Genomic DNA, 2,669 nt, shown 5'->3' with positions numbered 1-2,669 from the left:
CGCCCGCCCCGGCCTGCCGCCCTGGCGTGCCGCCGGCGCCGCCCGCTACCCTCAATTGCCCGAGACGCGGGTGTCGTGCCAGTCTCTGCACGCAGAGCGCGCCATTGCGCGCTGTCCCCGGGAGGCGGGCGGCGGCGCAGCGCCGTCAGCGTGCGGTTCCCTTAAGTTTTTGCGTTGACAATCCCATGGCAGTGGCTCGAAACGCACCGACTCGGCTAGACTTCCATCATGTATGCGCTGAAGCACCGCCCGCCGCTCCAGGATACGCCCATCGAGGCCGCCACCAAGCGCCTCAATGCGGCCCTCGACGCGCTCGCCGATGCGCTGGAGCGCCGGCGCGACATGGACCGGCACCAGGAGGCGCTGCTCGCGCAGCTCCATGCTCTGGGCAATGACCGGGCGCGCCTCGCCGCCGAACTGGATCTGTCGCAGAGCCAGGTGGAGGAGGTGGGCCAGGTGAGCCGCGAGGTCATGCGCCGCCTGGACGTCGCCATGGGCACCATCCGCGACGTGCTCGCGACCCACGGCGGATAGGGGCATGCCGCACGTCTCCGTCACCATCGCCGGGCGCCACTACCGGATGGCGTGCGATGCGGGGCAGGAGGAGCACCTGATGCGGCTCGCGCGCGACATCGACAGCCGCATCCTCGATCTGCGCGGCGCCTTCGGCGAGATCGGCGACCAGCGCCTGGTCGTGATGGCCGCCATCACCATCGCCGACGAGCTGGCCGAGGCGCGCGCGCGCATCCGGGCGCTGGAGAGCGACATCGAGAGCCAGCGCGACGCCCGCGCCTCCGCCATCGCCCGCATCGAGGCGAGCGAGGAGGAGGTGGCGCGCACCATCGAGGAGGTGGCCGAGCGCATTGAGCGCCTGACCGCCGACCTCACCCCGCGCGAGAAGGGCAACGTGGGCATGGGCTGAGGCGGGCGTCCCCGCGGCTCAGGAACCGCCGCTCAGGGATAGAGCCGCGTGCGCACCCACGTCTCGTCCTCGCCCCCGCGCCGGAACACCACGCGGTCGTGCAGGCGGAACGGGCGGTCGTGCCAGAACTCGATCGCCACCGGCACGATGCGGAAGCCGGTCCAGTGCGGCGGGCGCGGCACCGTGCCGAGGCCGTAGCGCGCGGTTGTCGCCGCCACCACCGCTTCCAGCGCGAATCGCCCCTCCAGCGGACGCGACTGCTGGCTGGCCCAGGCGCCGATCTGCGACAGCCGCGGGCGGGTGGCGAAATAGGCGTCGGCCTCCTCGGCGCTCACCTCTTCCACCGCGCCGCGCACCCGCACCTGCCGGCGCAGCGACTTCCAGTGGAACACCAAGGCCGCCTTCGGCACCGCCGCCAGTTCCCGCCCCTTGGCGCTCTCGGTGTTGGTGAAGAAGACGAAGCCGCGCGCGTCCAGTCCCTTCAGCAGCACCATGCGGGCGTCGGGCAGCCCGGTCTCGTCCACGGTGGCGAGGGTCATGGCGTTGGGGTCGTTCGGCTCCGACTTGGTGGCGTCGTCCAGCCATTCGGAAAACAGCCGAAAGGGCTCGCCCGCCTCGGTAAAATCACCGGATGTTAAGGGGTTGTGGGCTTCCATGGTCTCGCTTGTCGTCATGTGGGAGCCCTTCGTGCCGTCCTTTGCCGCAACCGGCCCCCTCAAGAGCCGGCAGGTATCCCATCATAGAAGCGCGCCGCCGCCGCGCGAAGCCCTCCCGCGCGGGGGCGGCCTCTGCATCGCCGCGCTGCTTTGCCTCGCCTTCGCCGCGGCGGGGTGCTCCACGGTCGGCACGGCGGACGACCAGCTCATCACCGGCTCGGTGCGCCCGCACGTGACCCCGGTGTCGGCGCCGCTGCCGCAGGGCGCGGCGCCCAAGGGCATCGCCGATGCCGATTGGGTGGAGGCCAAGGCGGCGCTCGACCAGGCGCTGAGCTCGCGCGAGAAGGACCCCTCAATCCCCTGGGAGAACAAGGCGAGCGGCGCCAGCGGCACCGCCACCCCCATCGGTCCCGAGCGCGCCGGCTGCCGCGATTTCATGATCTCGGTGGTGGACGCGAAGGCGGGCGACCGCTGGGTCCAGGGCGAGGCCTGCCGCGCCCGCTCCGGCTTCGTGCTGAACCAGGTGCGAATTCTGGGGCGCGCCTGACCTTCGCCGTTGCATTTCAAGCCCTGCCTCCCACATGTTTGATGCGGCTGGCCGCTCGAGTGCCGGCCGGCGAGGTGAGACTTCATGCGTGATCCCTACGACGTCCTCGGCGTGTCGAAGAGCGCCGACGAGGCCGAGATCAAGCGTGCCTACAGGCGGCTTGCGAAGAAGCTGCATCCGGACGCGAACAAGGACGACCCGAAGGCCCAGGACAAGTTCGCGGAGCTGAACACGGCCCACGAGATCCTGGAGGACAAGGAGAAGCGCGGCCAGTACGACCGCGGCGAGATCGACGCCGAGGGCAAGCCCCGAGCGCCCGAGTTCGCCGGCTTCGGCGGCGGGCGCGGTCCGGGCGGCGGTCCCGGCGGCTTCTCCGGCTTCGACGGCGACACCATCTTCGAGAGCTTCTCCTTCGGCCCCGAGGGCACCTCCGGCGCACCCTAGGCGCGGTTCCGCCGCGAGGGAATGGGAAACAATGTTCCTAATTCGTTCTTGCCTCATCTGGCGTGCTCCGCTAGCCTTCCGCAATCAGGGGCTTCAGGGG

4 protein-coding genes and 1 pseudogene are annotated in these 2,669 nt (G+C 70.8%); 4 read left to right on the top strand and 1 reads right to left on the bottom strand.

What is annotated here, in order from left to right; all coding sequences use genetic code 11:
- The first annotated feature begins 228 nt into the window (after window positions 1-228).
- Both AC2W7M_RS23400 and AC2W7M_RS23395 read left to right on the top strand, forming a co-directional pair.
- Window positions 229-534, top strand: coding sequence for a DUF4164 domain-containing protein (locus AC2W7M_RS23400; protein ID WP_121622784.1), 306 nt, complete (start codon window positions 229-231; stop codon window positions 532-534).
- A gap of 4 nt (window positions 535-538) precedes the next feature.
- Window positions 539-922: a cell division protein ZapA gene (locus AC2W7M_RS23395; protein ID WP_486135319.1), complete on the top strand. Its 384-nt coding sequence runs from the start codon at window positions 539-541 to the stop codon at window positions 920-922.
- A gap of 32 nt (window positions 923-954) precedes the next feature.
- Here the strand turns inward: AC2W7M_RS23395 and pdxH are convergent, their stop codons facing one another.
- Complete coding sequence (gene pdxH / locus AC2W7M_RS23390) at window positions 955-1,596, bottom strand: pyridoxamine 5'-phosphate oxidase (protein WP_486135317.1); 642 nt, start codon at window positions 1,594-1,596, stop codon at window positions 955-957.
- A gap of 13 nt (window positions 1,597-1,609) precedes the next feature.
- On the opposite strand from pdxH, the gene AC2W7M_RS23385 reads away from it, so the two are divergent.
- Both AC2W7M_RS23385 and AC2W7M_RS23380 read left to right on the top strand, forming a co-directional pair.
- Complete coding sequence (locus AC2W7M_RS23385; RefSeq protein WP_486135315.1) at window positions 1,610-2,125, top strand: RT0821/Lpp0805 family surface protein; 516 nt, start codon at window positions 1,610-1,612, stop codon at window positions 2,123-2,125.
- A gap of 84 nt (window positions 2,126-2,209) precedes the next feature.
- Window positions 2,210-2,551: pseudogene (locus tag AC2W7M_RS23380) on the top strand (DnaJ domain-containing protein); the annotation flags it as partial.
- Between the last annotated feature and the right edge of the window lie 118 nt (window positions 2,552-2,669).

The organism is Xanthobacter sp. BG11Y11_SDJG (assembly GCF_057364445.1).
The sequence above is the reverse complement of the archived record's forward strand: the minus strand, read 5'-3'. Positions and strand labels throughout refer to the sequence as shown.

What these genes read in the sequence shown, in the direction of transcription:
- AC2W7M_RS23400 (WP_121622784.1), top strand. Translation starts at nt 229, where the DNA reads ATGTATGCGCTGAAGCACCGCCCGCCGCTCCAGGATACGCCCATCGAG.
- AC2W7M_RS23395 (WP_486135319.1), top strand. Translation starts at nt 539, where the DNA reads ATGCCGCACGTCTCCGTCACCATCGCCGGGCGCCACTACCGGATGGCG.
- pdxH (WP_486135317.1), bottom strand. Translation starts at nt 1,596, where the DNA reads ATGACGACAAGCGAGACCATGGAAGCCCACAACCCCTTAACATCCGGT.